Consider the following 25,193-nt stretch of genomic DNA (forward strand, 5'->3'; position numbering starts at 1 on the left):
GGCCGGGCGACGTCGGCTCGGCGAGTTCGGCCAGGTGGGCGCGGACCGGCCCGCGGGCTTCGCGTCAGGCCCGGCCGAGGACGCAGAACTCGTTGCCCTCCGGGTCGGCGAGGACGACCCACGAGACGTCGCCCTGGCCGACGTCGGCGAGCGTCGCACCGAGGCTCTGCAGCCGGGCCACCTCCGCCGCCTTGTCGTCACCGCTGTACGGCAGCAGGTCGAGATGGACGCGGGTCCACGCGGTCTTCTCGCCGGTCATGCGGATGAACTCCAGGTACGGCCCGACACCCTTGGCGGAGCGCAGCCGCGCGTGGTCGTCGCTCACCTCGTGCAGGGTCCAGTCCATCGCCTCGTCCCAGAACCTGGCCATGGCCCGCGGGTCCGCGCAGTCGACCACCACCGCGGCGATCGGCCCGGTGTCCTGGTAGATCGGCCGGGGCTCCAGCACGCAGAACGCGTTGCCCTCCGGGTCGGCCAGCACCGTCCACGGGACGTCGCCCTGGCCCACGTCGGCGGGTGTCGCGCCCAGTTCCTTCAGTCGCGCGACCAGCTCCGCCTGATGCGCCGCGGAGGTGGTGGCGAGATCGAGGTGCGCGCGGTACCGCACCGTCTCCGGGTCGGGGACGGTGACGACATCGACGCAGACGGCGGTGGGGTCGGGCCAGTCGAAGCCCACGGGTTCGACGTTGGTCACACCGGGCCCCTCGCTGGAGACGCCCCAGCCGAGCGCCTCCGCCCAGAACCGGCCGAGCGCCGAGTCGTCCCGGGCCTTGAAATTCACCTGCACAAGCCGCAGCGCCATGCGGCCCATCCTAACCACCGGGCGGTCCGCCGATCACCGTCCGCGCGGGCTCGGGGAGGGCTGGATGCGGCGTCGATGGCGCCTCGGACGACCATCGCCAGGGTGCCGGGGTCGAAGTCGCTGAGTTTCGAGCCATGTCGTTCCCGGGTGAGCAGGGCGGCCAGGTCGAGTGAGGCGAACTCTTCCCGTACGGGGTCGGCGGTCAGCCGCGTGCGTCGAGCGGCAGGTGCAGCGTGAGGTGCGCGGACAGGGCGCGCAGGAAGTCGGGGGCGTCGAAGATCGCGCCCGCGGAGGCGACGCCGGTGGTCCTGGTCCTGCCGGTGAGGACGCGGTCGACGGCCTCGACCGCGAGTGGCGCGCTGATGGCGTAGATGTCCTGGCCGGAGGCGGTCACGCGGCGTTCGGTGTCGCCCGACCGTACCAGGACGTCGACGACGAAGGTCTGCTCGGAGCGGCCCCGCTCGTCGACCGCGGTCGGCGCCGAGGGGTCGGGGGCGAACAGGTCCGCGGCCGCCTTGGCGGTCATGTAGGTGCGCACCTCCGGGACCGCCAGGTGGCTGGGAACGGTGACGACGTCGGCCATGGAGAACTCGCCGATGACGCTCTGCGGGCCCAGCGGAGCCGGGAAGGGCCATTCCAGCGTCGGCAGAGCGTCGTCGTGGTATTCCAGTTGCCCGCCGGAGTAGCGGACCCGGCGGCCGCCCCGCCGCTGGGAGGAGACCGTGCCCGAGGCGAGCGTCCCCGCGGTGGGGTGCCAACTGCTCAGGCCGTAGGCGACGTGTACCTCGTCGGCCGCCGTCCAGTCGCCCATGGCGGTGGTGACCAGCAGGTCGCCGAGGCCGCCGTAGAAGGCCATCGCCGGGACGACCGCGACGCCCGCGGCGGCGGCGCGCTCGGCGAAGTGCGCGAACGTGTCGACGTTCGCCTCGATCTCGGCCGCCACGTCCACGTACGGGATTCCGGCCCGCAGCGCCGCCTCGACCAGCGGGCCGGCGGTCGAGGCGAAGGGCCCGGCGGTGTTGATCACGGCATCGGCGCCCTTCAGCGCGCGGTCGAGCGCGGCCGGGTCATCGGCCGACACCTGCCACGTCTCGAGCCCCGGCCGGCCCTGCGCCAGCGCCGCCAGCTTGCCCTGGTCACGGCCGAGCAGCAGCGGAACGTACCCACGCTCACGCAACTCCGCGACCACGAACCGCCCGGTGTGCCCATAGGCCCCGAACACCGCCACGTTCCGACCCGATCCCATAACCCTGCACCCGCCCGCTCGAAGTGACCTTATGGGGGAAATCCTGTCCCGGGCGGCGCGACGGTACCAGCGTCCGGAACGCCATGAACCGTACAATTCCCGACATGAGTTCTGTCCCACGCTCCGTCGCGGTCGCCGCCACCGACGGGATGCTGCACTTCGAGCTGGCCCTGGCCTACGAGGTCTTCGGCTCCGCCCCGGACGCCCTGCCAGGCCCCTGGTACGACGTCATGGTGTGCGGCACGCACGCCGTCCGGGTCGGCCGGTTCCTGCTGGAGCCGGACCACGGGCTCGACCGGCTGGCGCAGGCCGACACCGTGATCGTCCCCGCCCTGGCGGACGTCGACGAGGACCCGCCGGCCGACCTGGTCGAGGCGGTGCGCGCCGCCCACGAGTCGGGCGCGCGGGTGGTCTCCCTGTGCACGGGCGTGTTCGTGCTCGCCGCCGCCGGCCTGCTGGACGGGCTGCGCGCGACCACGCACTGGGCCCACACCGCGGAACTCGCCGCGCGCTATCCCCGGGTACGGGTCGACCCCGACGTGCTCTACGTCGACAACGGCAGCGTGCTCACGTCCGCGGGCAAGGCCGCGGCGATGGACCTGTGCCTGCACCTGATCCGCCGCGACCAGGGCGCGGTGGTCGCCAACGTGGTCGCCCGCCGCCTGGTCGTGCCGCCCCACCGGGCCGGCGGCCAGGCCCAGTTCGTCACCACGCCGGTGCCCGCCCAGGACGGCCATCCCCTGGCCGAGCTGCTCACCTGGGTGATGCGGCGGCTGGACCAGCCGCTCACCGTGGAGGACCTGGCCCGCCAGGCGAACATGAGCTCGCGCCACCTGGCCCGCCACTTCCGCTCGGTAACCGGCACCACCCCGCTGCAGTGGCTGGCCACGCAGCGGTTCCGCCGCGCGCAGGAGCTGCTGGAGACCACGGACGACAGTGTCGACACCATCGCCTCGGCCGCGGGCATGGGCACGGCGACGACGATGCGCCGCCACTTCCACCGCACGATCGGTGTGCCGCCGGACGCCTACCGCCGCACGTTCCGGGCGTGAGACCGCCACCCGGATCGGCGCGGCCAGCACGTGACGAAGCCTGGGTGCCGGACCACCCGGGCCTCGTCACGTGCGTTTCAGTACGGGCGCTGGAGGTAGCGGCCGAGCGCCGGGTCGTACACGCGGCCCGACACCAGGACCCAGCCGTTCAGCAGGGTCGGACGGTACGCCCCGCCGAGCCAGCCGTACCGGACCGGCTGGGAGGGCACGCCGAACTCGTCGTACCCGACCACCGAGGCCAGGCCGGTGCCGAGGTCCAGCTCGGTCCCGACGCTCCCCCCGATGGTGAGCAACTGCAGGCGCACCGATCCGGTCGCGCCGGTGTGCGCGGCCAGTTCCCCGCCGATCCCGGCGACGTTGCGGACGATCGTGCCGTTCGCGGCGGTCCAGGAGGGCTGGTCGCCGTCCGTGCCGTAGTGGTGGACGGTGACCACGCCCGCCTCGTTCGTCTCCGAGCGGATCCGGCCCGCCGGGTCGCGGGTCCAGGCCAGGCTCCGCTCGCCGGAGGTCGTCTTGGACGGGAGCCCGTCGGCGAAGTAGTCGATGGTTCGCCCGCCGGGCAGCGACGTGGTCCGGCCCGCCGCGTCGTAGGCGTAGCCGTCGCCGGTCAGCCTGCCGTCTGAGGCGTAGCCGTAGCTGGTGATCGACGCGGCCGAGTCGTCGGCCACCGGGCAGTCCTCGTCCGACGACTGCACCGCCAGCCGGGTCCTGTTGCCCGCGCCGTCGTGGTCGTAGCGGCGCAGGGTGCACACCGGGAACGCCATGTCCAGCGCCGACGCGAGCCCGCCCGCCTTGTCGTAGCCGAGCTGCCGCTCGGCCATGAGGTCGGTCCGCATGTTCAGCAGTTCCTGGCCGTGGACGTTCCGGCCGACCTGGTCGATCATCACCGGGGCCTCCAGGCCGTCCCGGGTGTAGATCCGGGCGTAGCTCTGGCCGCGCTCGTCGTAGCCGACCTGCAGGTGCAGGCCGCCCGGCAGGTCGCCCTCGGTCTGGCGGCCCTCGGCGTCGTAGCGCGCGGTGAACGTGCCCGCGACCGAGTCGGTCACCGAGGTGGCCAGGCCGCGCGGCTCGACCCTGGCGTCATAGACGTAGGTCCTGGTGGACGGGGACGAGTCCGTGACCTTGACCGGGCGGTCGAGGTCGTCGTACTCGGTGCGGGTCAGGCCGCCGTCGGCGTCGGTGTGGGAGATCGCCCGGCCGAGCTTGTCGTAGGCCGTGACGACCTTCTCCGTGCCGCGCCGGCGCTGGGTGGGCCGGCCGGTCGCGGAGTCGTACCCGAGGCCGATCTCGGCCTCCCCGCCCGCCTTGGTGGCGGTGAGGCGGCCGGCGGCGTCGCGCCTGAAGGTGGTGACCGTGCCGCCCTCGGTCACGGTGGCGGCCAGGCCGGCGGCGTCGTAGGTGTACGTGCGCCCGCCTTCCTGGCACACCAGGCCCGCCCAGTCGGACCGCCCGCCGCACGGCGCGCCGCCGGTCGCGGTGTAGAGCACGGGGTTGGCGGCCGTGGTGGTGACCGCCTCGCCGCCGGGGTCGCGGACCGTCTTGACCTGCTGTCCCGTGGCCCAGTCGTAGGTGATGGCGGTGGTGCGGACGTCCGCGTCCGGCCTGGTCTCGCGCCCGACGATCATCGCGCCGGTCTTGACGGTGGTCGGCAGGTCGCGGGCCACCGCCCCGGCCGACCGGCCTTCGTCGTACGTGCGGACCGTACGCGTCCTGGCGCCGATGGCGTACCCGGCGGGCAGGTCGTCCACGTCGGACTCCAGGTTGACGATGTGGACCGGGCTCAGCTCCGTCAGCTCGCGCCGCCCGGACGCGTCATAGACGGAACGGGTGGACAGCAGCTCGGCGCGCTCCTCGGGCTCGTAGCCCGTGATGGCCAGCTCGGCGAGGCGGAAGTCGGTCATGTCGCGCTGCGACAGCTCCCGGTTCGCGGCGGTCAGCTCCCGCACGACGTGGCCGAACCGGTCGTAGTCGGTGGCGGACAGGTGCCCGCCGGGCGTCAGGACGTTCACCGCCCTACCCGACTCGTCCAGGTACGTCACCGTGGCGGCGAGCCCCGGCGGCTGCACCGACGTCGCGGTCACGGGCGGCACGGCCTGGCCCCAGGCCGCCACCTCCTTGGCCGTCACGTCGGCCGGGCCGCCGGCCGCCTTCGTCAGCGGCACCGCGTACGCGACGGTGGTCTTCGCCTCGCCGGCGACCTGGTCCGCGGTGCCGGCCTTGAGCGTGGCCCGGGAAACCGTGCGCAGCCGCCCGTCGGTCTCGTACGCGAAGGTCCACGGCAGCTCGCCGGGCGGGGTGAGCGTGGCGACGCGGCCGGCGGAGTCGTACCCGTAGACGGTCTTCAGCGCCGGGCTGATCCGCGGGTCCCACGCCTCGGCGAGCCGTCCCGCGCCGTCGTAGCCGTACTGCGTGATCACCGTGCCCTGCAGAGAGACCGTGGTGAGGCGGCCCGCGGTGTCGTAACCGAGGTCCAGCGTGTGCCCCGACCTGGTGATCGACTTCAGCCGGCCCTGGTCGTAGGCGTGGCCCTCGGGGGCGTACAGGTCGCCCTGCCTGGTGAACGTGGTGACCTCGCCGCGCGCGTCGGTCAGCGTGTACGTGCCGGTGAGGGTCAGGTTCTCGGCCCCGGGCTCCGGCTTCCAGCCGTCCGCGGTCCTGGTGAACTGCACCGGCCTGCCGTCGGCGCGCGTCACCTCGACCGAGGTCGCCGAGGTCTCCTTGAGCACGGGCGCGGCGAGCGACCAGCCGGCTTCGCGGGAGGAGGCCGTGCGGGTGAGCGTCAGGCCGAAGGGCCCGCCCGCGGTGGTCTGGAGGCGGTAGTCGCCGGTCTGGAGGTTGAGCACGCCCGGCCCGGCCTCCTTCGTGGCGGCCTGGGTGGCGCGGCGGTCCACCACGATCTCGACCGGCTGGGACTCCGCGGTGGTCGTGCCCGTGACGACCGCGCGCACCTGCACCGCGGCGTCGCCGAGCTGCGTGCCCGCGTCCCAGGTCAGGCCGGACAGCCTGCCGGGGGCGGCGACGGGCCACGCGGTCAGCGGCTTGCCGTCGGCGCCGGTGACGTTCGCGACGGGCAGGTCCGCCCAGGCGTCGGTCTCGGCGCGCCGGTACTGGAACCTGGCCTGCGTGAACGCCGTGCCGGTGACGGCGAGGGGCACCTTGCCGGTGCTGCGCAGGCCGTTCACGGGCGCGGTGAGCGAGGCCACGGCCGCGCCGGTCCCCACGTTGAAGGTGTGGGCGGTCGTCGGGGAGGCGTTGCCGGCCTTGTCTATGGTGTAGACGCTGAGCGTGTGGGCGCCCGTCGTGGCCGGGGTCAGCTTGGCGGTGACCGGCGCGCCGGTGGTGAGCACCTTGGTGACGGCGCCGCTGTCGAGCTTGTACGCGATCCACCCGGCGTCCGTACTGGCCGGGGTGAGGGTGAACGTGCCGGCCTTGCCGGCGTCGCCGTGGTAGGCCCCGTCGTTCGGGTAGTCGGCGGAGGCGACCGTGGGGGCGGGCGGCTTGACGGTGTCGACGGAGAAGTACGCCGTCTGCCAGAGCTTCGAGGTCAGCGAGCCGTCGTGGGCCCACGACCGGAACATGTACGACTTGCCGTTGGCCAGCTTGCCCGCCGGCACGTTCGCGCCGGAGAAGCCGTTGCTGGCCACGTACGCGCCGTAGAGGTCGTCGATCAGCATCGTCGAGCCCTGGTACAGGTCGAACTTGCCGCGGACGTTGCCCCCGTCGGGGTCGCGCACGTGGGCGCGGAGCTGCGGGGTGAGCGTGTTGGTCCAGCGGACGCCGTCGTAGTCGCTGTACGGCGAGAGCCACGTGGAGACCGGGGTGCTCGGATAGGAGTTGTAGGTCAGCGAGATGACCGGCACGTGCGCGGAGGCGTTGCCCGAGTTGAACCGCTTCCAGGCGTACTCGTCCGACTCGCTGGTGGCCCGCAGGCCCATGCCGGATTCCTTGTACTCCTCGTTGGCCCAGAACTGCGCCAGCGAGGTGACGTTGGCGGTGACCCAGCCGTCGGCGCAGCCGCTGCCGTAGCCCTTGGTCTCGCTGGAGGTGGCGTACTTGGTCAGCAGCGCAGGGCCCGGCCAGCGCGAGGACGTGGAGGCGCGGTTGGCCGACCAGACCTCCCACGAGCGGGTGTTGCAGGACCACGAGTGGAAGTTCCACAGCTTCAGCGTGGCCGAGATGATCTTCTTGCCCGCGATGCCGGGGGTCTTCCACGTGATGAACGACCGGGCGACCTGCCCGCTGCCGTTGTTGCCGATCTTGAGTTCGGTGGCGCCCGACTGGTCGGTCCCGTAGCCCTCCTGGACGAACGTGTCGAAGACCTGGCCCAGGTTGAGCGCGGGGTCCACGGTGACGGGGTACGTCGTGGCGGGGTCGTCGAGGAAGGCCGCGTCGGGGGTGAAGACGAGGTCGTTGCCGGAGACCTTCATCCCCACCGGAGCCCGGCGCAGGCGTTCGCCGGAGATCGGGTGCGTGGTGGCGTCCCACATCTCCGGCGCGGGGATGGTGACGGCGACCCTGCCCTTGGCGTCGACCAGCTCCGCCCCGCCGTCCCTGGCCTCGCGCGGCGTCAGTCCCGGCGCCTTGAGCCTCAGCGTGTACGACAGCGGCGCGGCCGGGCGTGACCTGAGCAGCAGGAACTGCTCGGCGCCGGTCCTGGTGGCGGTGACGACCAGGTCGGCGCCCGGCATGGCCTGCGCGTACGTGGCCGTCTCGCCGGACAGGCTCGGGGCAGGCAGGGTGCCCTTCCACTGCAGGGTGACCTTGGTGGCGCCCTCCCCGATCGTGATCAGGTCGGTCGCCGCGGTGTCCGCGGCGGCCCGCCGGGCGCCGAGTCCGGCGCTCCCGCCGCCGAAGCGCAGCTTGCGGCCGTGACCGCGGGGCACGACCTCGCCCGACGCGGTCTTGGTGAGCGCGATGTCCACCGGGGCCCACCCGTCGTCGCCGCGGTAGCGCACCGGACCGGCGAACGAGTCGACCGTCAGCGTGCCGTCCGGGTTGGCGTAGGTGGTGGTGGTCTCGGTACGGGCGTCCGCGACCTCGACCCGGCGGCCCGTCAGGCGGGCGGACAGGCGGGCGGACGCCTCGTCGGGCGCGCTCGGCTCGGCGGCGGCCCTGGCCGGGTCGCTGGGGTCGTCCACGGCCTGGACGGCGGCGGGCGGCTCGGCGGCGGGGGGTTCCGCGGCGGCCGGTAAGGAGGGCACGCCCAGAGGGAGGAGTAAGAAGGCGAGGCCACCGGCGAGGGCCCGTGGCAGGAGGGCAGACATGGGTGCTCCGAGGTAGGGCGACGCCCCCGCCGGTGGGACGGGGGCGTCGGTTGTCACGAGGGGATCTACTTGCTCTGGCAGCTCTTCTTGCGGACCTCGCCCCAGACGATCGGGCCCGGCCACTGCACCCGCAGCGCGAAGCACTGCTTCTTGTTGGCGGCTTCCCGGATCTTGTAGATGTACTGGGCGATGCCCGCCGCGAACATCACCTTGCAGGCCAGCTTGATCTTGCTGTTCTTGGACTTGTCGCAGGCGGCGTCGGCGACCTTGACCGCGCCCGCCGCGCCGGCGTACAGCCAGGAGCTGTGGATCTGGGCCGTGAGCTTCTTCGAGAAGATCACCCGGCACATGGCCTTCCACCACTCGCACTGCAGCTTGAGCGCGGGGTCGGCGACCACGGGGTAGGCGGCGCCCGCGTGGCTGACCGTCTGGATGAGCGTCATGCCCTCCACCCGGTACGAGGTCGGCACCGGGTTGCCGTTGGCGTCCTTGGCCCAGGGCAGGTCGATCTCGGCGAGGTAGAAGTCGTTGTTGTAGATCAGGACCGTGCCGTCGTCCTCCTCGACCTCCAGCATCGAGCCCTCGGGCGCGCTGATCGGGAAGCGGTACTCGGTCGGCGCGGAGGCGTCGTGGATGACGGTCAGCGCGCGGGCGATCTGGCCGGTGCGCTGGTGGGCGAAGGTGACGCTGGGCTGGTTGGCGGCGTAGGTGACCAGGCCGGGCAGCGGCTGGTTGCCCGCGCCGGTGGCGTCCGGCATGCCGATGCCGACCTCGTTCTCGCTGACCGACACCGACAGCGTGTGGTTGACGTCGGTGGCGGCGGCGAAGGGACGCTGGACGTCGCCCTCGGGGATCACGGTCGGCGGGACGGTCCTGGCCTCCTCGACGATCTCGGGGACGACCTTGGTGAGGGCCGCCAGCGTGGGGTCGTCGTTCGCGAAGGCCGGGGCACCGGCCACGTTCGCGCCGCTGATCGTCAGAGCGGTCGCTAGCGCGACGATCATCGCCCGAGCGGAAACGCGCATGAATGTCCTTCCACATGCGGAGAGAGATGCACAAACGCCGCAAAGGTAAAGATCGTCCGCGTCCAATCGGGTGATCTTGCATTGATGATCCGTAAACGTTTCCTGTCTGACAGATTTCACCCTCCGTCCAGTGCGGAGGTCCCGGGTAAGCTGCCTCGGATGCGCTGAGCGCGCCGACGGGGGCGCGGCGGGTCGTTCAGAGGCGGGTGCTGACTCCGCGCAGGAGCTTGCGCAGCATCCAGGTGCCCAGGCCGTCGGGTATGGCGACGGCGCCGCGCAGCGCCCACTCGCTCTGGGCCAGGGCCCGTGGCCCGCCGGTCGCGACGGCCTGGGTGGCCATCGCGGAGGCCAGCGTGGCCTGCCGACGGCGGCTCCGCTCGTACGCGCCCAGCGCCGCGACCGGGTCCGGCTCGGCGGCCAGGGCGCGCAGCAGCGCCGACACGTCCTCCAGCGCCTGGCCCGCCCCCTGGGCCAGCATGGGAGGCATGGCGTGCACCGCGTCGCCGATCAGCACGCTCCGGCCGTGCCACCAGCGGAGCGGGGCGCGGTGGCGGCGGTGCGGGAAGAGCTGGAGGTCCTTCTCCGACAGCGCCGCCAGCAGTTCGGGAACGGGCGAGCCCCACGAGCCGTACCGCTGCCTGAGGGCGGCGAGCGCGAGGTCGGGGCGTTCCCGGCCGTCGCCGGGGCGCAGGCGGAGGTCGATGAGCCATTGCAGCAGGCCGTCGCCCGCCGGGTTCATGCCGACGTCGCCCTGCGGGCCGAGGAACAGCAGGGCGCGCGAGCCGGGGTCGAACGGCGCCCGGATCAGGCCCTGCCAGGTGGCGGTGCCGGTCGGGCGGGCGGGGCGGGAGCCGAACAGCGCCGTACGGACCTGGGAGTTCACGCCGTCGGCCCCGATGAGCAGGTCGCCCGTGTACCGGGCGCCGTCCTCGGTCTCGACGCGTACCGAGCGGCCGTCGTCGCGCAGGGCGGTGAAACGGGCGCCGAAGCGGTAGATGTCCTGCGGCAGTCCCTCGGCGAGCCTGTCCAGCAGGACGCGGCGGGGCAGCGACACCACCGGGGCGCCGAACTCGGCCGCCAGCCGCGCGACGTCCATCACCATCACCGGGCGGCCCCGGGAGCTGCGCAGCTCCAGGGTGTCCACGCGCTGCCCGGCCCCGTCCATGCGGACGCCGAGGTCGTTCAGCACGGTCGTGCCGTTGTGCCAGATCAGGATCGCGCAGCCGGTCTCGCGTAAGGAGGGCGAGCGTTCCAGCACGGTGACCTCGTGCCCCGCGGCGAGAAAGCCCCTGGCCGCCGCCACGCCCGCGAGCCCGGCCCCCACGATCAGCACCCGCATGCGACCATCCTCTACAGCAAGTAGTACTACTTTTTGTAGAGGCTAGCTGGGCAGCCCGCCGGGCCGGGATCCGGGTGGGGGCGCTCGTGCGCGCGACGCGCTAGCTGGGGCGCCGCGCCCGTTCGACGAGCTTGGCGAACTCCGCCTCGGTCGTGGCGAACTCCAGGGTGCCGCGCTTCTGGTCGGTGGTCACGAACCAGAGCCAGGAGCCCGCGGCCGGGTTGAGCGCGGCTTTGAGCGCGGCCGCACCGGGGTTGGAGACGGGTCCTGGAGGCAGGCCGAGATGGCGGTAGGTGTTGTACGGCGAACGCAGCCTCGTGTCCTCGACCGTGACCTCGCCGCGGTCCTTGCCGAGACCGTAGCGGACGGTGCTGTCGAGCTGCAGCTTCATGTCGCGGGCCAGGCGGTTGTGGATGACGCGGGCCACCTTCGGCATGTCGGCCTCGGTGGGCGACTCGGCCTGGACGAGGCTGGCGATGATGACGACGTCCAAGGGGGCGCGCTGAGTGGCCAGGCCGAGCTCGTCCGCCGTCTCGCGGAACCTGGCCACCATGGCGGCCAGCATCTGGGCGGGGGTGGCGGCGTCGGTGAACGTGTACGTGCCGGGGTGGGCGAAGCCCTCCAGCCTGCCCTTGGCGTACGGGGGCAGGCCCAGCGCCCGGCCGTCCTTCGCGGCCCGCGCGAACGACTCCGCGGGCTCGCCGGTGACGCGGGAGAGGTTGTCGAACAGGCGGGCGGTCCGCCAGCCCTCGCCGATGGTCGCCTTGTGCATCCGCTCCGGCACGGGAGGCGGGGTCACAGACGTCCGCGGCCCGCCCGGCTCGGGCGAGAGGGTCCTGACGGCGATCGTGCCGCCCACGCCCAGGGCGACGACGGTGACCGCGGCCGCCAGGGCGGCGCCTCTCCGGCGGGCGGGGCGGTGGGGGAGGAATCGGGCGGGGGGCGGCGGCGGCTGCTCGTCCGCCATCTCGGCGAGCGTCTCACGCAGCAGGTTCTCGACGTTGTTCAACGGAGCTCCCTCACAGTGCTCAGCTCGGGGGCGGACTTCTTCAGCCGCTCCAGCGATCGGTAGATCTGGCTGCGGATCGAGCCCACCCGCACGCCCAGCAGGCTCGCGATCTCGGTCTCCGACTTGTCCTCGAAATAGCGCAGGACGAGCATGGTCCGCTGCCGGGGCGTCAGCCGGGACAGCGCCGCCCGCATCGTCACCCGCAGATCCGCCGCCTCGGCGTGCCCGTCGCCGGCCCGGTCGAGCCGCTCGTCCGTGCTCACCTCCACCACCCGCGAACGGCGGCGCCACCAGCTCACCTGCTCGTGGTACATGGTGCGGCGGACGTATCCCTCGATGGCCTCGGGGTCGCGCAGCCCGCGCCACCGCGCGGCCGTCTTCGCCAAGGCCGACTGGACGAGGTCCTCGGCGGCGTGCCGGTCGCCGGTCAGCAGGTACGCCGTGCGGAACAGCGCGCCCGACCTGTCGATGACGAACTGCCGCAAAGCCACCTCAAAGCCTGGATCCACCCGTCCTCCTCCTGATGTCACCCACCAAGGACGAGCGGACATCACGAAACTATGCCGGACCCCGGAAAGATGACCCTGACTCACTCTCGGTGATCTCGGCACGCAGGAGAATGATCGCTTCTGTCGGTACGGCCCCCTACGCTGCCCCGGTATGACCTTCTCCCCAGCACGGCCGGACCTGCCCGGCTACCGGGCCAAGCTCGGCTCGGCTTCTCCCGCGCGCGCCTGGAAAACGACCCGCGAGCTGGTCCTCGACGGCCGCGAAGACGCCCTCGCGCTGGCCGCCGAATTCGCGGAGATCGCCGAGCCGTCCACCGACAAGCTGCTCAGGCTCTGGCCGGAGGCGCCCGACCCGGACGGCTTCGCCGAGCTGCTGCTGGGGCCCGCGTTCACCCGCGAGGGACGTACCACGCTGGAGCTGCGCCGCCGCGTGACGATCACCGGGGTGCGGCACCTGACCATGCTGCGCACACTGCGACTGGACCACTGCAAGCACCTGACGGACCTGTCCGACCTCGCCGCGCTGACCGGGCTGTTCCGGCTGGAGCTGGACGGCTGCGCGGCCGTCACCGACCTCACCCCGCTGTCGGGTCTGCCCGTACTGAAAACGCTCATCCTCCGCAGCAGCCGGGCGCTCACCGACCTCACCCCGCTGCTCACCCTGCGCACCCTGCGCCATCTCGACCTGCGCAGCAGCGGCGTGACCAGCGTCGAAGGGGTCGGCGACGCCTTCCCCCACCTGGAGCACCTCGACCTCGGCCACTGCCGGGCGATCGAGGACGTGCTGCCCCTGTCAGGGCTGCGCCGCCTGACCGAACTCGACCTCTCCGGCACCAAGATCCGCTCCATCGCCGGGCTGCGCGACCTGCGCTCCGTCACCGAGCTGACCATGCACTGTGCCCGCCTGACCAGTCTCGACGGCATCGACGCCATGCCCGGGCTGCGCCGGCTGTGGCTCAGCGGCTGCACGAACCTCACCAGCCTCGACGGCCTCGGCCACCACCCCCACCTGACCAAACTCGGCCTGCCGAGCGCGCCCATCCCGGACCTGCGCCCCCTGTCCCGCCTGCCCGCCCTCACCGAGCTCAACATCGACGAGTGGCAGAGACTGACCTCGCTGGACGGGCTGGAGGACCACCCCTCGCTCGCCGAGATCAGCCTGACCTACGCCCAGGACCTGCGCGACTTCTCCGCCCTGGCCCGCCTGCCCGCCCTGCGCCAGCTCACCCTGCAGGGTCTCGACCAGCTCACCGACCTGACCCCGTTCGCCGGGCTGCGGCGGCTCGAGGAACTCCACGTGGCCTTCGACGATCACCTGCGGACCCTCGGCGACCCCGGAGACCTGCCCAGCCTGCGCACTCTGCGCCTCTACCACTGCGGCGCCCTGGCCGACCTGGGGACGCTCATCGACCTGCCGTCCCTCAAGGAGGTGAGGGTGACTCGATGCCCCGCGCTGACGCCCACCGTCACCGCCGGCCTGGAAGCCCGGGGCCTGCTCGCCGGCTGAGGGCGCCCGTTCGGCATCGGTCAGGGTTGGCCGGGGGCCTGCGGGGCTTGCCTGAAGCGCATATTCGAGCCCCGCAGGCAATGTCGCGTCGCCGGTTATACGTTGACGTACAACGCGTACTTCTTGCCGGTCTTTCTCTGGACAATGTCGCACCGGTAAGGCGAGCCCGACGCCTTACCGGCGGTCTGGCACTCCCGCGCGCCGTCCGTCGTGTACGGGAAGTCCGTGACGAACTTCCACCCCATCGCCTCGACCGTCGCCTCCGAGGTCGCAGCGGCCGGTACCGCCATCGCGGCACCGCCGACGCCGACGACCAGGGCGAGCCCTATCGCGCCGAAAACTCGCTTGATCATGATTTAGGCCCCTTCTCCAGCCATTCATCCCTACGGGTCAACTACGTGATCCCGCCGGGCGAACATTGGCACTCGACACTGAAATTTCCCTGCATTTCGGCTGAAACGGGTGAGGGCCTGGCTCGCATGCTCACGATGTCGTACGCCGGTCGTCCTTCTGACAGGGTGGCGTGCCGGGGAAGCCGCTGAGCGCGTGATCCCATTCGCTGGGCGTGACGAGGTCCTTGACGCGGCAGATGGTGTCGGCGGCGCGGCGCGGGTCGAGGTCCCAGGCCAGGATGCGCTGGTCCTTGCCGCCGGAGGCGAGCGTGCGGCTGTCGGGGCTGAAGGCCAGCGTGGTGACGAGGTCGTCGTGGCCGGACAGCTCGGCCACGGTCGCGTGGGTGCGGGCGTTCCACAACTGGACCGTCTGGTCCTGCCCGCCCGAGGCGATCAGGCGGCCGTCCGGGCTGAAGGCCACCGCCTGCACGGGTGCGCGGTGCCCCTTCAGTACGGCGGCCTGGGTCCGGCGCGGCACGTCCCACAGCCGGACGGTGCCGTCGTCGCCGGCGGAGACCAGGCGCCGCCCGTCCGGGCTGAAGTCCAGTGAGGTGACCGCTCCGGCGTGCCCGGCGAGGCCGGCGACGAGTCGCCTTCTGTAGGGGTCCCACAGCCGGGTGGCGCCGTCGTTTCCCGAGCTGGCCAGCAGGCTGCCGTCCGGGCTGAAGACCAGGTCGGTGACCGTGCCGGCGTGGCCCGGGAACTCGGCCGTGCGGCGGCGGCCGGGGAGGTCCCACAACACGATGCCGCCGCCGACGCCGGCCGTGGCCAGGGTGTCGCCGTCCGGGCTGAAGGCCACGCCGATGACGCTGTCGTCGAGGCGGCCCAGGAGGGTGGCGGCGCGGGTGGCGGCGTCCCAGACGACGACGGCGCTGTCTTCGCCGCCCGTGGCCAGCCACCTGCCGTCGGGGCTGAACGTCACGGCCCTGACCTTGCCGGTGTGCCGCTGGAGCGGGTCGCCGAGCGGGCTGCCCGTTCTCCGGCTCCACAGGCGGACGGTCCGGTCATTGCTCGCCGAGGCCAGCAGCACGCCGTCGGGGCTGAACGCGAGGCCGCCGACCGTGTCGGTGTGCCCGGTGAAGCCGGGCAGGGCCGGGCTGCGCAGCGCGACGCCGCCGCTGCCCCCGGACGAGGCGACGCTGCGGCCGTCAGGGTTGAACGCCACGGCGGACACCTTGTCGGAGAAGTCGTTGAACGTGGCGATTCGTCCGTGCCGCAGGACGTCCCAGAAGATGAGGGACCCGTCGTCCCCGCCGGAGGCCAGGTGCCGTCCGTCGGGGCTGAAGGCCAGCGCGCCCACCGCGTCGACGTGCCCGGCCAACTCGGCGACGACCGTACCGTCGTCGGCGTCGCGCAGCACCACGCGGTTGTCCTCACCGGCGAGGGCGAACGTGGTGCCGTCGGCGTTGACGGCCACCGCCCGGATCGGCGCGCCGTGCCGGGCGAGCAGTGCGCCGCGGCGGGTACGCGTGTCCCACAGCCGGGCGCTGTGATCGTCGCCGGCCGAGATCAGGCCCTGGCCGCCGGGGGTGAAGGCCAGGGCGCTGATCGGCCCGGCATGGCCGCGCAGGGCCGCCACGCTCGTTCGGCGGGCGACGTCCCACACCCGGATGACTCCCTCGTCTCCGGCGGCGGCCAGGCTCCGGCCGTCCGGGCTGAAGGCCACGGACTGGAGGATGCCCCGCCCGGCCTCGAGGGTGGCGAGTCTCGCGCGCCGGGCGACGTCCCACAGGACGACGTTACCGTCCCGGTGGGCGGAGGCGAGCAGGCGGCCGTCGGGGCTGAAGGCGGCGGCGCGGATGGGGGCGGTGTGCGCGCGGAGCGCGGCGAGCTGCGCGCGCCGCCGGACGTCCCAGAGCCTGACGGTGCGGTCCTCCCCCGCTGTCACCAGCAGCCGCCCGTCGGGGCTGAACACCGCGGCGCTGACCGTGCCGTGGTGGCCGCTCAGCAGGGCTCTGTCGAGGGGCGGGCCGGACGCGCTGAGCAGGCTGCCGAGCGCCTGCGGCGTGGTCGCGGTCCGGTAGGCGTGCAGCGCGAGCAACCGGGCCCGCACCGGCTCCGTGGGGGTCATGGCCATCGCCTGCACGGCCAGCTCCCGCGACAGGGCCGCGTTGCGCTGCCGCAGCGCCGCCTGCCGTTCCTGGATCACGGCGACGCCACCCGTCGCGGCGAGGACGAGCAGCACCAGCAGCCCCACGACGAGCTGGGCCAGGAGACGGCCGCGGCGTCGTTCGGCGTTGCGCTCGGCGTCGTCGAGGGCGAGGCCGGCGTCCAGGAACTCGCGTTCCGCCTGGGACAGGGTGGCTCGCCGGCCGGCAGAGCCGAACGCCTCGCGGGCCGTGCCCAGGCGGGTGCCCCGGTACAGGGTGCCGGGGTCGCGGCCGAACTCCTCCCAGATCTGGGTGGCCTCGGTGAGGCGGCGATGAAGGCGCAGCCGTTCCCGCTCCTCCTCGATCCAGCCGCTCAACCGCGGCCACCCGGTGATGAGCGCCTCGTGGGCCAGCTCGACCGTCGAGTCGTGCAGGGTGACGAGCCGGGCGCAGGCCAGCTTGTCGAGCACCAGGTCGACGTCCGGGGACTCGCCGAGGTCCAGCTCGGCGCGGTCGGCGGGGCGCCGGGTGTCCGGCCCGCCCTCGCCAGGAGCGATGAGGCGCAGCAGAATGCGGCAGGCGACCCCGGCCTGCGCCGGGGTGAGCGAGGTGTGCACGTCCTCGGCGGTACGCGCGATCGCCCCGCGAATGCCTCCCGCCGCCTGGTAGGAGTCCAGCGTGAGCACCCGGCCTGACCGGCGCCGCCACGTCTCCAGCAGCACGTGTGACAACAGCGGGAGACCGCCCGGCTCGTCGGCCACCTCGGCGATGACGCGCCCGGTCAGCGCGCGTTCGACGATGAGCCCTGCCGCGGCGGCGGGTTTGACGATCGCCTCACGGAGTTCGGCCTGGCTCATCGGGCCGACCAGCACGGTCGAGCGGGTGAGCGCGTGTGCCAGGTCGCGGTGCGCGGCGCAGCGGCCGTAGAAGTCCGCTCTGATCGCCAGCACCACCCGCATGCGGCTCCGTGGCCGCAGCGCCTCGGTGAGCAGGCCGATGAACGTCCCGCGCTGGGCGGCGTCGCACAGCGTGAAGACCTCCTCGAACTGGTCGACGATCACGATCGTGTCCGAGCCGGATCCGGGGCCTGAGTCGGGGCCGGATCCGGGGCCGGGGTTCAGCAGCCAGGCATGCGTACGCGCCGGGTATTGGCCGGGCGTGATGAGGCGGACCGAGGCCGTGGGCGCGTCGCGATCCGGTGCGCCGCGCAGCGCCGGGATCAGGCCGGCCCGCAGCAGGGAGGACTTGCCGCTGCCCGAAGGGCCGACCACGGCGACCAGGTCCCGCCGGCGCACCAGCCCCATGAGTTCGCCGAGGAGCTGCGCGCGGCCGAAGAACCGTTCGTGGTCCTCCGGCTCGAACCGGGCCAGCCCCTGGTAGGGCGCGGGGGCGTCGCGCTCGGCCGCCGCCTGGACGGCCCCCTGCTCCGTGGCGGCTTCGTGCCAGCGCCGCTCCCAAGCCGCGCTCTCCCCGCCACACGCCTGGACGTAGGCCAGCGTGACCGGTAACGAGGGAAGGCTGTCGCCCGCCGCCGCCTGCGACAGGGTGGTGGCCGAGTAGGAGGTGCGCTGTGCCATCGCGCGGTAGGTGACGCCTCCGGCCTCGCGGCGTAACGCCCGCAGATCGGCGGCGAAGCGCTGGATCGGCCCGGCTGCGGGGTCCAGCGTGTTCTCGCGACGTCCCATCGGTCAAGCCCCCTGGCAACGAGCCTAATCCCGAAGGGGTTTGTTCGACACACCCCCGCCAGAGCCGATCAATCAAAAGAGCGGACGTCGCGAGCGCGCCCCGAAGGATCCGGCCCTGCGGCGTCCGAGCCGTGGCGGACGGAGAGGTTTACCTCCCGAGCATCGCGGGAACCGACCGCAGGGTGACGACGGGCCCCCGCAGGACACTCCGCTCCGTGGGCCTGAGGAACGTTCTGTGGCGTGCGGCACCGGCCGTGCTGGCCGTCGCGGCGGCGTTCGGGTGGGCCTATGTCAACGTCTACGGCCCCGGCGGCTGGGTCGGCGTGGTGCTGTGGATCCTCGGCCTGGTCGTGGCGTTGGCGCTGACCGCCGTGGCGTTCTTCGGGTGCGGCCGGGCGTTGCTGAGCCTCGCGGTGGCCGCGCCGCTGGTCCTGTGCCTCGATCTCGCCAACGAGGCCGTGACGCGGCAGGCGCTGGCCGAGCGCGGCAGGGTGAGCGAGTGCCTGGTACGGCAGGAGACCCCGCGGCAGCGTACCGTCACCGAGACCCACCACCGTCCCGGCACCTCCCCCGGCGACCCGGGCAGCACGTGGACCTCCACACGCGCCGAGACCTACTACGAGTACCGTCTGGCCTGCCCGCAGGCCCGTCCCGACGCGATGACGACCGACACCTCCGTGGCGAAGGCGGGCGCCGTCATCGCCGTCCGCTGGGATCCGGCCGGACGGATCACCCCGCGCCCGGCCGGGAACGACGCCCCTGCCACGGGCTTCGTGAACGCCGCCCTCGTGGGAGGAGTGGCCGTGCTGTTCTCCCTCCTCGACGCCGTGCTCGACGCCACCGGCTTCGGACGTCGCGCCCGGCCTGCCGGACGCCGTCTCTGGGGACGGCTCCGCCGCCGCCCCTGAGCGGGCGGCCCGGCGCGCGGTCCCCGGCCCTGACCTCTGATCACGTGGCTCGTCGGGCGGACGGTCCGTCAGGGAGGGCGAGGTTGGGCTCCTGGAGCCGTACCGGGCCGGGGCCCTGGCCCTCGAGGGCGTCGTCGGGGTTGAGGAGCAGGCACGCCTTCATCGACAGGCAGCCGCAGCCGATGCAGCCGGTCAGCTCCTGTTCGAGGACCTCGATGGCTCGGCGGCGTTCCTCGAGCTGCCGCTTCCAGATACGGGAGACCCGCTGCCAGTCCTTGTGGGTGGGGGCCCGATCGGTGGGCAGGGTGGTGAAGACCTCGGCGACGTGCGACAGCGGGATGTTGAGGCGCTTGGCCACGATGATCAGGGAGATCCGGCGGAGCATGTGCCGGGAGAAGATCCGCTGGTTGCCGCTGCCGCGCTCGCTGAAGATCAGGCCCTTGCGTTCGTAGAAGTGCAGGGCGGAGGCGGACACGCCGGTCCGGCGGATGATCTCACCGATCGTGAGGTGGTCGTCTGGACTGGCGCGCACGGCAGCTCTCCTTCGTCGTGACCGAGACAGCGGTGTGGGTCAGGCAGTGCCCTGAGGCGTCGCGGCGCGGCCCCGGGCCAGGAGGGTGACCACGACGACCGACAGCAGGAGGCAGAGTAGCCCCACACCGAGCTGGGTCAGGTGCCAGGACCAGGTGAACGCGTCGAGTTCCGCGGCCTCGGCCCCGCTGGTGAGGCGTCCGGCACCGACCGCGGCGGCGCGGCTCGTGTCGCCGAGCTTCGCGGCGAGGAGGCCGACCAGCGAGGCGCTGAACGCGGCGATCACGAGAGCCTCGGCCGCGCCCCGCAGGGTGTTGAGGAATCCGGCCGCCATGCCCACGTCGTCCGCCGGGACCAGGGCCATGGCCTGGCCGTCGGTGATGCCGAAGGAGGCTCCCATGCCGATGCCGATCATCACCAGCGGGGCCGCGACGGCCGCGACCGCGTGGTCGGCGTTCAGCGCCGTCAGCCACAAGTTCCCGGCCACGACCAGCGCCAGGGCGATCACGATCAGCAGGCGGGCCGACACGCCCTTGTTCACCAGGGTCACCGCGACCATCGGCGCGACCAGGACGGGCGCGGTCAGCAGCAGCATCGCCACCCCCGCGGCCGAGGGGGACAGCCCCGCCGCCGCCTGCAGGTAGGTGGGCAGGAAGACCAGAACGCCGAGGAACCCGATCGAGGTGGTCAGGGTCGCCAGGCTCCAGCCCATGAAGCCCCGGTTGGCGACCAGGGCGGGGGCCAGCACCGGAGCGGGGCTGCGCCGCTGCACGACGCCGAACAGGACCAGGGCGGCCAGGCCGGCGATCCCGGTGATCAGGATGCCCGGATGGAGCCAGCCGAGCGCGGGCGCCTCCAGGAGCGCGAACATGAGCAGGGACAGCGCGCCGACGAACAGGGCGCTGCCCGCCCAGTCGACCGGGCCGCTGACGTTCGCCCGGGACTCGCGGGCCCGGGTGGCGCCCAGGGCCACCAGCAGGCCGACGGCGGTGAAGACCGCGAAACCACCCTGCCAGCCCGTGGCGTCGATCAGCAGCCCCGACAGGGTGGGGCCGATGGCGATGCCGATTCCGGCCATGGTGCCCATCAGGGCGAAGGCCCGGTTGCGGGCCGCGCCGTCGTAGCTGGAGGCGAGTATGGCGCCGCCGGCTGCCATGATCCCGGCGCCGCCGGCGCCGGAGACGATGCGGGCGATGTCGATGACAATGATCGACGGGCCCAGCGCCGTCGCGAGGAATCCGGCCGCGAAGACCAGCGCCGCGGTGATGAACACCCGCCGGCGGCCGATCCGGTCGGCGGCCGACCCCGCGATGAGTGTCATGGCCGCGAAGGCCAGGTTGTATCCGGCGACGACCCAGTTCAGCGGGGCCCCCGAGGTGTCGAGATCGCGGCCGATGCTCGGCAGCGCGACCGCGGTCCCGGAGATGGACATCGCCACGAGGACGACGCCGACCAGGACCACCGGGAGTGTCAGCGGAGACGGCCGATCGGCTGTGGGCGGGGGCTGGGACGTGTCGGTGGTGGTGTTCAACTCTGCTCGCCTTCTCTGGTCCTCGGACTCTGGCGAACAGCCCATCAGCTCAACTGCGGTTGAGGTCAAATGCGCTGGTCAGCAGGCATCCGACCGCTGTCCCGGCTCACCCCGAAGTCGCTTTCCGCAACCCGTGACATGACGGCTGTCATACGAACCTGGTGACGGAGCGGACTTACCCCGCCCGCCCGGTTCGATCATGATGTCGGCCATGACTCAACGCCGACTCAGCAAATTCGTAGCGGCCGGCGCGGGCGCGCTGCTCGCCGTGGCAACGTTGACCGGGCCGGCCGTCGCCCGGACGGCCGACGTCAGCACGACGTCCCAGGCCGGCGGGCTGGACCGGCAGGCGTTGCGGGAGTCCCTGGACGCCGTCCACGAGGCGGGCCTGTACGGCATCTACTCGGAGGTCCGCGACCAGGACCAGACGTGGCGGGGCGCCTCCGGCGTGGCCGACGTGGACACCAACCGCCCGGTACGCCCCGACATGGTGCACCGCGTCGGCAGCATCAGCAAGACGTTCGCCGCGGTGGCCATCCTGCAGCAGGTCGCCAGCGGCGCGGTCGAGCGGGACGCCCCGATCGGCCGCTACCTGCCCGACCTGGTCCCGGGCGAGCGCGGGCAGCGCATCACCGTTCGCATGCTGCTCAACCACACCAGCCATCTCGGCGACTACGTGGGCCCGGCGTTCCCCTCGCTGCTGGAGGGCTCCACCAGGAGCCTGGACGACGAGCGCCTGCGCGACATCGCTCCGGAGGAGCTGGTGAGGCTCGGCCTGGCGGCGGCCCCGACCGGGCAGCCGGGCGCCACGCCCGGTTCGTACTCCAACACCAACTACGTGCTGGCCGGGCTGCTGCTGGAGAAGGTGACCGGGACCGACGCCGAGCAGTACATCACCCGCAACGTCATCCGCAAGGCCGGCCTGCGGCACACGTCCTTCCCGCGCACGCCGCACATCCCCGGGCCGCACTCCAAGGCGTACGAGTCGTGGTACGGCCTCATCGACCCGCCCCGCGACTACAGCGTCTACAACATGTCATGGGCCTACACGGCCGGCGCCGTCACCTCGACGATGGACGACCTCAACCGGTTCTACCGCGCCCTGCTGGGCGGCCGGCTGATCGAATCGGCGCAGTTGGCCGAGATGCAGAAGACGGTGCCGGTGCTCGCGGGCGGCGGGGCGATCGCGTACGGCCTGGGCCTCTACTCCCTCGATCTGCCGTGCGGCCGGTTCTGGGGGCACGACGGAGCCGTGTTCGGGATGACCACGCTGTCGCTGTCCACGCCGGACGGCAAGCGGCAAGTGTCGCTCGGGATGAACCTCACCAAGTACCAGCGTGTCGACGAGAACGGCCAGCTCGAGCCCAGCCCGATCGACGCCGCACTGAACCGCTACGCCCTGGTGGCGGCGTGCGGGCCGGGCGACGCCCGGACCAAGACGGCGCAGCCCGCGCTCACCCTCTTCCCCTCGGACGGCCTGCGCGGCCTGGCCCGGTAGAGGCGCCCGAGCACCGCGACCTCGGCGTGCCTACCCATGGTCCTGGTCCCAGCCGCTGCGGGCGGCGGCGATGGCGTCCTTGTGGTCGCGGGACCAGTCGGCCAGCGCGGACACTATGCCTGCCAGGCTGCCGCCCATCGGAGTGAGCCGGTAGTCGGTCTGCGGCGGGGTGGTCGGATAGACGGTCCTTTCGACCAGCCCGTCGCGGCACAGCCGTTTGGTGGTCAGGGTGAGCATTCGCTGGGAGATGCCGGGGATCGCCCGTTCGAGCTCCCGGAAACGGCGCGTTCCCTTGGACAGCTCGACCAGGACCAGCACCGTCCATCGGTCACCGAGCCGGTCGAGCACGTCGCGGATCCCGCAGTCGTCATCGCCGCACGGTCCGCCGGGAGCAGTGCCGTTGACCTGTGGGCTTACCGCCGTGTTCGTGACGGACACGAGAGTGCCTCCTTACGGCGCCGCGGTCCGGCGCGGATGATCGTTGATGTTCCCACCTGCGTCAACATCAAGGAGCATCAGATGATTCTCGTCACCGGCGTCTCCGGCGGGCTCGGCGGCTTGATCTTCCGTGGCCTGTCCGGCGAGGACGGCCTTGACGTGGTCGGCGGCACCCGCTCGGGTGACGGGGTGAGCGCACGCCGGATCGACTTCGACGACCCGGCCTCGCTCGCCTCCGGCTTTCGAGGCGTGGACGTCCTGGTGTTCGTCTCGGCCGGATACGCCGAGGACGACGTGGTCCTCGCCCGCCATGGGGCCGTGGTGGACGCGGCCGAGGCCGCGGGCGTGCGGCATGTCGTCTACACGAGCCTGGCGGGCTCGGGCAGCCTGATGACCATCGCGCTGCCGCATCGCTGGACCGAGGCGCGTCTGGCCGAGGCCGCGTTCGAGGTGACGGTGCTGCGCAACGGGCTCTATGCCGAGGTTCCGGCCGGGTTGGCCGCCGTCGCCGCCGCGTCAGCCGTCGGGACCGGCGTCTTCGCCGCCGCGTTCGGCGCGGGCCGGGTTTCCGTCGTGGCGAAGGAGGACCTGGCGGACGTCGCGGTCCGGGTCGTGGCGGAGATCCAGAACGACCTCGTCGCGGGCCGCCGCAACCGCCACGCGGGCAGGACCTACGAGCTGGAAGGCGTGGAGGCGTTCGGCGGTCAGGACCTCGCCGAGGTGCTGGGCGAGGCGCTGGGCCGTCCGGTCGGATACCAGCCGATCTCCCTGTTCAGCACGCGCGAGGCACTGGCCGGCAGCGGCCTGGAGCCGTACCGGATCACGCACACGCTCTCGCTGTTCGCCAATCTCCACGCCGAATACCTGCACGCCCGCGACACCGATCTGACCGCCCTCCTTCCGGCCGGGCCCCGCCTCGTACGCGACCAGATCCTCCAGGCCGTCAGGGCTGCTCACGGTGGTCCCGTCCCCCGGCCATGAGCGGCAGGTGAGCCCCGACGGTCAGGTGGCTGCTAGCCTGCGGCGCAGGTGTCGCGGACGTGCCAGAACCAGGTGAGGTACTGCTGGTGGACATCGCGGCCGGCGATGCGCACGAGGGAGTCGTCGGAGTTCTCCAGGTGCGTGAAGTTCGCGCTGCCCGTGTACACGCGCGGCGTGATGTCGTCGTCGTAGTACCCGTCGATCATCATCACCTTGCTGTGCACGCCCACGCTGCGCGAGCCGGCCGGGATGCGGCAGGGCGTCACCTGGATCCTGCGCCCGTTCACCGTCCTGCCCAGCACCTCGCGGACGGTGGCGTCCACGCTCTTGGTGGCGTCTGTGGAGGCGTCCTCGTAGTGGACGACGTCCACCCAGCAGTTCTCGCCGCGCAGCCGCAGCAGCTCGTTGGCGATCGCCACCCGGTGCTTGTTGAAGGCCAGCATCACCACCCGGATGTCGGTCTGCCGGCGGACGCCGCCGTCGTCGTAGCCGCACTCGATGAGCTTCAGCACGTTGACGATGGGATCGGGGTCCGTGGCCCGCCGCGGGAAGAACGTGGCCCGGTGCGCGGTCCCGGTGGGCGTGGTCCACGAGTAGCCGGGATCGACCGGCTTGCGGCGGCCCGCCTGCAGGTCGGAGAAGTACTGCCGGTACGCGCCGTAGACGGCGGCGTCGGTGAACGTGTACGCGTCCTGGAACGCGCTGTACATGTCCCAGTCGGCCAGGTTCGAGGAGGTCTGGAACACCACGTTCGCGTGCGCGGCGCCGTCCACCATGAGGCGGGAGAACAGCGCGAACTTGCTGTGCAGGTAGTCTCTGGCGATGCAGCCGCGGTCGACGGCGCTCTCGTCCGGATACTCGCAGCGGATCACCCAGGAGCCCGCCGACTCCGACGTGCCGAGCGCCGCCTTGAGCGTGCCGGTCACCGCGTCGTTGTACGGCAGCTTGTCGGCGCCGAGCTTCTCCATGCTGTCGAGGATCACCTTGACCCGTACGCCTCGCGCGTGCGCGGCGACGAGCTGCTCCGCCACCTCGGTGGAACGCTGGCCGTTGGCGAAGGCGTACCAGGCGAAGTGGATGTCGCTGCCCGGCTCGGCGGCCCGGATCAGCCGGATCAACTGGTCGAGGATGGCCGACTGCCCGGCGCTCGGCGTGCCCGGCACGCCCGACTCGGCCAGCGGGTCGTTGAACACGGGCGCGTTCAGCACGGGCGGGCCGGTGACGTCCGCCGCGGCCGGGCGGGGCACGGCCAGCGTCGCGGCGATCAGGCATAAGGAGGCGAGGACACGGTGTCGGATCGTCATGGGCATACGGCCTCTTCCGCGGGTCTGTTTCGGTTGCAGTGGTCGCGGACCCCGTGGCCGTCGGCGTGAACTCTCGTGAAAG

Annotated in this window: 18 protein-coding genes; 5 read left to right on the forward strand and 13 right to left on the reverse strand. The window is 72.5% G+C overall.

Annotation, left to right across the window (positions count from 1 at the left end):
* Positions 1–64 precede the first annotated feature (64 nt).
* Both ACZ6S0_RS41555 and ACZ6S0_RS41560 read right to left on the reverse strand, forming a co-directional pair.
* Positions 65–802 (reverse strand): VOC family protein, encoded by a 738-nt coding sequence (locus ACZ6S0_RS41555; RefSeq protein WP_465924827.1) that lies wholly within the window; start codon positions 800–802, stop codon positions 65–67.
* 202 nt (positions 803–1,004) lie between these two features.
* The gene (locus ACZ6S0_RS41560; RefSeq protein ID WP_465924828.1) at positions 1,005–2,048 is read right to left on the reverse strand and encodes a saccharopine dehydrogenase NADP-binding domain-containing protein; all 1,044 of its coding nucleotides are present in this window, start codon (positions 2,046–2,048) and stop codon (positions 1,005–1,007) included.
* A gap of 104 nt (positions 2,049–2,152) precedes the next feature.
* Here ACZ6S0_RS41560 and ACZ6S0_RS41565 point away from each other — a divergent pair, with 104 nt between their 5' ends.
* Positions 2,153–3,100, forward strand: a complete 948-nt coding sequence (locus ACZ6S0_RS41565) for a helix-turn-helix domain-containing protein (protein ID WP_465924829.1) — start codon at positions 2,153–2,155, stop codon at positions 3,098–3,100.
* 77 nt (positions 3,101–3,177) lie between these two features.
* On the opposite strand, the gene ACZ6S0_RS41570 is transcribed toward ACZ6S0_RS41565, so the two are convergent.
* From ACZ6S0_RS41570 to ACZ6S0_RS41590, 5 genes are all read right to left on the reverse strand, one after another.
* Positions 3,178–8,364, reverse strand: coding sequence for a DNRLRE domain-containing protein (locus ACZ6S0_RS41570; protein ID WP_465924830.1), 5,187 nt, complete (start codon positions 8,362–8,364; stop codon positions 3,178–3,180).
* Positions 8,365–8,429: 65 nt separating this feature from the next.
* The gene (locus ACZ6S0_RS41575) at positions 8,430–9,389 is read right to left on the reverse strand and encodes a hypothetical protein (protein WP_465924831.1); all 960 of its coding nucleotides are present in this window, start codon (positions 9,387–9,389) and stop codon (positions 8,430–8,432) included.
* 196 nt (positions 9,390–9,585) lie between these two features.
* Entirely contained in the window at positions 9,586–10,728 is a 1,143-nt protein-coding gene (locus tag ACZ6S0_RS41580) for an FAD-dependent monooxygenase (RefSeq protein ID WP_465924832.1), read from the reverse strand.
* 100 nt (positions 10,729–10,828) lie between these two features.
* The gene (mltG, locus tag ACZ6S0_RS41585) at positions 10,829–11,737 is read right to left on the reverse strand and encodes an endolytic transglycosylase MltG (protein ID WP_465924833.1); all 909 of its coding nucleotides are present in this window, start codon (positions 11,735–11,737) and stop codon (positions 10,829–10,831) included.
* On the reverse strand, positions 11,734–12,246 hold the full coding sequence (locus tag ACZ6S0_RS41590; RefSeq protein WP_465924834.1) for a SigE family RNA polymerase sigma factor: 513 nt from the start codon (positions 12,244–12,246) through the stop codon (positions 11,734–11,736). Before ACZ6S0_RS41590 ends, mltG begins: the two co-directional genes overlap by 4 nt.
* Positions 12,247–12,397: 151 nt before the next feature.
* Here ACZ6S0_RS41590 and ACZ6S0_RS41595 point away from each other — a divergent pair, with 151 nt between their 5' ends.
* The gene (locus tag ACZ6S0_RS41595; protein WP_465924835.1) at positions 12,398–13,753 is read left to right on the forward strand and encodes a leucine-rich repeat domain-containing protein; all 1,356 of its coding nucleotides are present in this window, start codon (positions 12,398–12,400) and stop codon (positions 13,751–13,753) included.
* Positions 13,754–13,848: 95 nt separating this feature from the next.
* Here ACZ6S0_RS41595 and ACZ6S0_RS41600 read toward each other — a convergent pair whose 3' ends face one another.
* Positions 13,849–14,106 (reverse strand): hypothetical protein, encoded by a 258-nt coding sequence (locus ACZ6S0_RS41600; protein ID WP_465924836.1) that lies wholly within the window; start codon positions 14,104–14,106, stop codon positions 13,849–13,851.
* A gap of 130 nt (positions 14,107–14,236) precedes the next feature.
* Complete coding sequence (locus ACZ6S0_RS41605) at positions 14,237–17,920, reverse strand: nSTAND1 domain-containing NTPase (RefSeq protein ID WP_465924837.1); 3,684 nt, start codon at positions 17,918–17,920, stop codon at positions 14,237–14,239.
* Positions 17,921–18,135: 215 nt separating this feature from the next.
* On the opposite strand from ACZ6S0_RS41605, the gene ACZ6S0_RS41610 reads away from it, so the two are divergent.
* Positions 18,136–18,828, forward strand: a complete 693-nt coding sequence (locus tag ACZ6S0_RS41610; protein WP_465924838.1) for a hypothetical protein — start codon at positions 18,136–18,138, stop codon at positions 18,826–18,828.
* 40 nt (positions 18,829–18,868) lie between these two features.
* Here the strand turns inward: ACZ6S0_RS41610 and soxR are convergent, their stop codons facing one another.
* Positions 18,869–19,360 (reverse strand): redox-sensitive transcriptional activator SoxR, encoded by a 492-nt coding sequence (soxR, locus tag ACZ6S0_RS41615; RefSeq protein WP_465924839.1) that lies wholly within the window; start codon positions 19,358–19,360, stop codon positions 18,869–18,871.
* Between the two features lie 39 nt (positions 19,361–19,399).
* A complete protein-coding gene (locus tag ACZ6S0_RS41620) occupies positions 19,400–20,890 on the reverse strand; it encodes an MFS transporter (RefSeq protein ID WP_465924840.1) in 1,491 nt (496 codons plus the stop codon).
* Positions 20,891–21,101: 211 nt separating this feature from the next.
* On the opposite strand from ACZ6S0_RS41620, the gene ACZ6S0_RS41625 reads away from it, so the two are divergent.
* Positions 21,102–22,388, forward strand: coding sequence for a serine hydrolase domain-containing protein (locus ACZ6S0_RS41625; RefSeq protein WP_465924841.1), 1,287 nt, complete (start codon positions 21,102–21,104; stop codon positions 22,386–22,388).
* Positions 22,389–22,418: 30 nt separating this feature from the next.
* On the opposite strand, the gene ACZ6S0_RS41630 is transcribed toward ACZ6S0_RS41625, so the two are convergent.
* Complete coding sequence (locus ACZ6S0_RS41630; protein WP_465924842.1) at positions 22,419–22,826, reverse strand: winged helix-turn-helix transcriptional regulator; 408 nt, start codon at positions 22,824–22,826, stop codon at positions 22,419–22,421.
* A gap of 81 nt (positions 22,827–22,907) precedes the next feature.
* Between ACZ6S0_RS41630 and ACZ6S0_RS41635 the strand changes: the two genes are divergently transcribed.
* Positions 22,908–23,807, forward strand: coding sequence for an NAD(P)H-binding protein (locus ACZ6S0_RS41635; protein ID WP_465924843.1), 900 nt, complete (start codon positions 22,908–22,910; stop codon positions 23,805–23,807).
* Between the two features lie 32 nt (positions 23,808–23,839).
* Here ACZ6S0_RS41635 and ACZ6S0_RS41640 read toward each other — a convergent pair whose 3' ends face one another.
* Entirely contained in the window at positions 23,840–25,111 is a 1,272-nt protein-coding gene (locus ACZ6S0_RS41640) for a phospholipase D-like domain-containing protein (RefSeq protein ID WP_465924844.1), read from the reverse strand.
* Positions 25,112–25,193 lie beyond the last annotated feature (82 nt).

This window comes from Nonomuraea sp. NPDC051298 (assembly GCF_055586305.1).